General features: G+C 60.1%; 6 protein-coding genes. 4 read left to right on the top strand and 2 right to left on the bottom strand.

Going from position 1 to position 5,155, the window contains the following annotated elements; translation table 11 throughout:
* Window positions 1–430: 430 nt before the first annotated feature.
* From JHD07_RS18445 to JHD07_RS18435, 3 genes are all read left to right on the top strand, one after another.
* The gene (locus JHD07_RS18445) at window positions 431–1,408 is read left to right on the top strand and encodes an ATP-binding protein (protein ID WP_291624575.1); all 978 of its coding nucleotides are present in this window, start codon (window positions 431–433) and stop codon (window positions 1,406–1,408) included.
* A gap of 394 nt (window positions 1,409–1,802) precedes the next feature.
* Complete coding sequence (locus JHD07_RS18440) at window positions 1,803–2,579, top strand: antitoxin Xre/MbcA/ParS toxin-binding domain-containing protein (RefSeq protein ID WP_291624574.1); 777 nt, start codon at window positions 1,803–1,805, stop codon at window positions 2,577–2,579.
* A 9-nt stretch (window positions 2,580–2,588) separates the two neighbouring features.
* The gene (locus JHD07_RS18435) at window positions 2,589–3,065 is read left to right on the top strand and encodes an RES family NAD+ phosphorylase (RefSeq protein ID WP_291624573.1); all 477 of its coding nucleotides are present in this window, start codon (window positions 2,589–2,591) and stop codon (window positions 3,063–3,065) included.
* A gap of 28 nt (window positions 3,066–3,093) precedes the next feature.
* On the opposite strand, the gene JHD07_RS18430 is transcribed toward JHD07_RS18435, so the two are convergent.
* Window positions 3,094–3,498: a nuclear transport factor 2 family protein gene (locus JHD07_RS18430; protein ID WP_291624572.1), complete on the bottom strand. Its 405-nt coding sequence runs from the start codon at window positions 3,496–3,498 to the stop codon at window positions 3,094–3,096.
* A 614-nt stretch (window positions 3,499–4,112) separates the two neighbouring features.
* Between JHD07_RS18430 and tenA the strand changes: the two genes are divergently transcribed.
* Complete coding sequence (gene tenA, locus JHD07_RS18425) at window positions 4,113–4,787, top strand: thiaminase II (protein WP_291624571.1); 675 nt, start codon at window positions 4,113–4,115, stop codon at window positions 4,785–4,787.
* Between the two features lie 24 nt (window positions 4,788–4,811).
* Here the strand turns inward: tenA and JHD07_RS18420 are convergent.
* On the bottom strand, window positions 4,812–5,155 hold a 344-nt coding region (locus JHD07_RS18420; RefSeq protein ID WP_291624570.1), incomplete at its 5' end, for an AEC family transporter.

Raw genomic sequence — 5,155 nt, 5'->3', positions numbered from 1 at the left:
AGCGCCTGTCTGTGGAACAGGAGGTCGGTGGTTCGAGCCCACCCAACTGTACCAATGCATCCCGAGACTGACCCAAAACGGCAAGGCAGCTGATTGCTCATTTGAGGACGCCTCGTCCCCGGCTCTTCGATGTGTACGGCCGCTGCTGGACGCCGCGCGTGTTCCGCTCTTACTGCAATGAACGCGCACGATTAGACTGACATCTAGAGCTATTCAGACCCCATTCGGTATCTCTCAATTTCGCTTTTTGCCTAGTTGGGTGGCGAGGCCGAGAGATTAAGAGATATAGCAATCACTCGATCAATCGCTGGAGCATGCAGTGATTTGGCCCGTATACGGCACAAGCCAGCGAGCCACTAGTGGCTTGGCAACTCGGCTCTCAAAGCGGCGTTCGGCATGGAACGCTATTTCGCGTCAGGAGCAATCCGACATGACCTTCGTGAAGCGTGAGTATTGGACAGAAGAACAGGTCAACGAATTGCCAGCGGGCGAGCACGATTACTTCGAGCGGAAGAGCGGGATGCTGTTCGACGTACCGGATCGAAACAGTTTGCTCGACAAAATAGCTAAAGCCGCATCCGCCTTCGCTAATTCGGGTGGTGGGCACCTCATCCTTGGAGTCACTGATGCAGGGAAGCTCGATGGCGTGCCTCGTATTTGGTCTGGGAGGACGACGACGAGGGATTGGCTCGAGCAGAAAATTCCTCAGCTTCTTGACTATCGTTTGAATGACTTTCGTGTGCACGTGGTAGGATGCACCGCATCCACTCAAATACCCGCTGGGCGCGACGTTATTGTCATCGATTTTGGTGACAGCGCGCTGGCGCCACATCAAAGCGTACGCGATCATACTTATTACTACCGATCGGCAGGACGCTCACTCCCTGCGCCTCATTTTTACTTAGAACTGCTGCGGCAGCGCCAGACCAGCCCGGACCTCGACTTTGAGCTAACCGACGTTGAGATTGAGGCGTGGCTGCACCAAGGCCAGCCGGTGCTGCGCGTGGATGCCAAGTTCTTGATTGAGAACACAGGGCGCATGGCCGCATACAAGTGGGCTCTTGTCGCGCGCTCCCTCAAACATCCAGATGGACGCGGTGACGATTACTACTTTGGAGCAATTCCAGGCGCGACCGGTCGATCAAGTTCTATCCGCGTTGACGACACCATCCTTCCTGGCTGCACTCTGCGAGAAAGCAAGATATTTGGTGTACGACTGCGGCCCGCCGGGTTGGATGAGGGAAGCGTGAGGGCAGATCTCACTGATATGCTCGGAAGTCTTCGGCTCACGCTTCAGCTTGCGACTGAGAGTTCACCCGGAGCGATCAAGGAAGTGTCATTTACGGGAATGGTTGACCTTGAGAAAAGCATTGAGATTCTAAAATCTTCGGGCGTCATAAAGACGTGATGCAGTCCCTTCTATCCGGCGCGGAGGCCGGGGCTAATTACACTGTCTTCGCACTTGGCATCGCAAGTCATCAGCTCGTAGGATGGGTTGAGCCCTTCGCGAAACCCATCTCTTCTTCGCAACCGGTTTTCGTAGGCACAACACGATGAAGAAGCAGCATCCGCGCGGCCGAAGTCACCACGGTAGGCTGCGCGATGTGATGTTACCAACAAAATTGGCTAGATGGGTTCGCAAGGGCTCAACCCATGCTACGCGGCTGATGGCGGTGAAGAGTCTTGCTTTAGGGTTCGCCGGGGCCGGCACGTCCTTTGACGCGGCTTAGCGTCCGCGTGGCAGCATTGCGGCGGTAAACCCGAGTGCGAACACACTTGAATACATCCGTGCATGTGCTTAGATGCCAACTGGCCAAGTCAGTTGGGCATTTGGCATAACGGTCGCCGGATGTAATCTCATGGGTAAGAACCAGCGTAGTGGCAAAGGTATTGCTCGAGCCTCTTCGGGTGGCGGCCGCGTCCACGACTCGTTGAGCACCAAGCAGATCAAGGCCATTGCAGCGTCGGCCCTTACTCAGCGGCCTGACCAGAAACAGTCGTTGAGGGCGTCTCGCAAATCTCCTTTGGACAAACCCCGCAAGTCGGCTGCGGCTGAGCTCCTGTCCGCCGCCGAGCCGGACCAGACTTATCAACCGCACCCTGGCGCGGTTGTCGTGCGGGGGCATTTCGATGCGGTCACGGGGCTCTCCACCGTCACCGATGCGCCGTCGCTCGGGGTCGGCAGGACGGCGGATGAAGCGCAGGCCTCGGTCGAGCTGTTCGATGTCGTGATCGACGGCAACAGTCTGTTTCGCATCGAACCCGCTGCGCTCAAGCGCCTCTCGAATTACAGCGACGACGAAATCCATGCCCTCGTCGTGCCGAAACGCACGCTGGCGCGGCGGCTGTCGGATGGCGAGCCGCTGACGGTCGAGGAGACCGACAAGGCGGTGAGACTGGCCCGGGTCGACCGGCTCGCTGCAAAGGTGTTCGGCGATGCCGCGAAGGCGCACCGCTGGCTGCGCAAGTCGAAGAAGGCGCTGGGCGGGGAGACGCCGCTCGCATACCTCGCGACGGAGGCGGGCGCGCGCGTGGTCGAGGAGATGTTGCATCGGATCGATCACGGCATCCTCGCTTGAGGATTCGGCGTGAGGATCTGGCGCATCTCCAACTTCGACGATCTTTCCGGCATTGGCGGTCTGAAGACCGACGGCCGGTGGCATGATCGCGGCCGGCACGTGGTCTACGCTGCGGATCATCCGGCTTCGGCGCTGCTCGAAGTGATGGTGCATCTGGAGATCGATGTGGAGGACTTGCCGACCAGCTATCAGCTGCTTGGTATTGACGTGCCTGATAACCTCGCTGTCGAAAAGGTAAGCTTGAGCGACATCGAAAAAATGTCGCCGAATTGGGCCGGCGATCCCAGGGTGACACGTGATATGTTGAGGCCATGGTTTGACGAGAAACGCACCGCTGTGGTGTCGGTGCCGTCTGTCATCGTGTCGTTTGCGCAAAATTATCTCATCAATCCGAGACACGTGAATGCGGCGCGCATCCGCGTGTCGCATGTCGGGCGCTACCCTCACGACGAGCGGCTGTTTGGGATACGGACGGGATCACGGTGACGGTGTATGAAATTCTACCGTCGCGTCCTCACGCAATCATCATCTTCACCTGCGCCGTATCCGCAAACTCGATCAACTCGACGATCTTGCCGTCCTGAAACTTGAACAGGTCCAGGATCTCGGTGCTGAAAACCTTTCCGGTCGGACGATACCGAACATCGACACGGGAATGGATGGCGATCCTGTCTCCATCAACCAGCTCGGCCAGGATCTCGCGGCCTTCGAAGCCGAAGTCTTCAATGAACTTGCTGAAGGCACCGCGCAGGCTCGCGTGTCCCTCCACGCTTCCCGTCAATTCGAGTGCGGCCTTGTCGCCCATCAGGGCGAACTGACCCTTGGGATGAAAAGCGGCGACCAGACCCTCGGCGTCATCGTTGTCGCGTGCGGCATAGGCGCGCCGGACCAGTGCGAGCATCTCTTCGCGTTGTGCCATGTTACCCTCCCTGAACGTATCAGGAGAGACTAGCGACCTTTGCGTGCAAACGCAAAATGATCGCGCGGCTCCGGCCCGGCGAACAGGATGGTTGGTTTTCGTTCCCGGCTCCCGGCGGAAAACCGCGGGATGTCGCGGCGAACCTTTCATGACCCCGGGTGTTTGTAGCTGCGGCAGGACTGACAACGCTGAGGAGCTGAGCTATGAACGGTATCATCTATATCATCGGGTTGATCGTCGTGATTGCTGCGGTGCTCTCGTTCTTCGGCCTGCGCTGATTGGCGATTGGGCGCGGGGAGGCTGTGCGCGTCGCTGGCCGACACCTCACCGCGTAACCACCCAGACCATTACCGGCAAACGTCACCGCCGCATTCATTGTCCCGGCGCCATTACGCCTGACACCGGGTTGACAGCCGTTGATACGTTGCCGGGCGGCCCTTCACCGTGAAGCGGGGCAGGTTGATGCCAAAGCGATCGGTGCGCTCGAGGCGGGACCAATCCGCCGTTTCCCAAAGCCAGCTTTGTCCGCCGGCACCGTAGCTCCTCCGTCGGCAATGCGCTATCGGTAGCGGGCCCATGACGTGTGATGGACAAGCAAGCAGGCGGAAAAGATCGTGAGTTTTTTCGAGCGTCTCAAGGCAGCCGCGGCCAGTGAGTGGCGGGCCTATACGGAGCATCCCTTCACGAACGGATTGGCGGACGGCTCGCTCCCCGAAGCTGCGTTTCGTCACTACCTCGTTCAGGACTATCTGTTCCTCATCGAGTTTGCGCGCGCTTACGCGCTCGCGGTCTACAAGTCGCCCAGGCTTGCCGACATGCGTGAAGCCGCGACCGGCCTGTCGGCCATCCTCGATGTCGAGATGAACCTGCATGTGAAGCTCTGTGCCGAATGGGGCCTGTCCCCGGACGACCTTGAACAAGCTCCTCCGGCGGCCGAGATGCTGGCCTATACGCGCTACGTGTTAGATGCGGGAATGCGCGGCGATCTGCTGGCGCTCAAGGTCGCGCTTGCGCCTTGCGTGATCGGGTACGCGGAGATCGCAACGCGGCTCGCCTCGCGGCCCGGTGCGGATGCTGCGACGAACGCCTATCGCGTCTGGATCGACGAATATGCCGGCGTGCCATACCAGGAGGTCGCCGCCAGGGCGCAGGCGCATATGGAGCATCTCGCCGATCGCTACGCCACGCCGGCCCGCGAGGCCGAGCTGATTGCGATCTTCAAGGAAGCCACCCGCCTGGAGGCAGATTTCTGGGAGATGGCTTGGCGCGCCGGCCAGGCTGTTGCATAGCGGTGTCGGCAATCGACAGGCCGCCTACTTCCCTCCCGCCACCATCCACACCACCACGGGCAACGTGACCGCCGCCAGCAGCGTCCCCAGCGCCACCGCACCCGACACCGGGTTCACCAGCCGCTGATACTGCACCGCGAAGATGTACGCATTCGCGCCGGTCGGCATCGCCGCAAACAGCACGATGACGCCGGCGGCCACCGGCGGCAGGTCGAGCAGTCTGGCCAGCACGAACGCGGCTGCCGGCATGGCCGCGAGCTTGAGCGCGCACATCACCAAAATGCTCAGCTTCTCGCCCTTCACCTCGAAGCGGAACAGGTTGATGCCGAGCGCGATCAGCGCCGTCGGAGAGCCCGCTTGCGCCAGCA

It is taken from the genome of Bradyrhizobium sp. (genome assembly GCF_016462955.1).
GTDB lineage: Bacteria > Pseudomonadota > Alphaproteobacteria > Rhizobiales > Xanthobacteraceae > Bradyrhizobium.
This window is presented reverse-complemented; position numbering and strand designations above follow the sequence as displayed.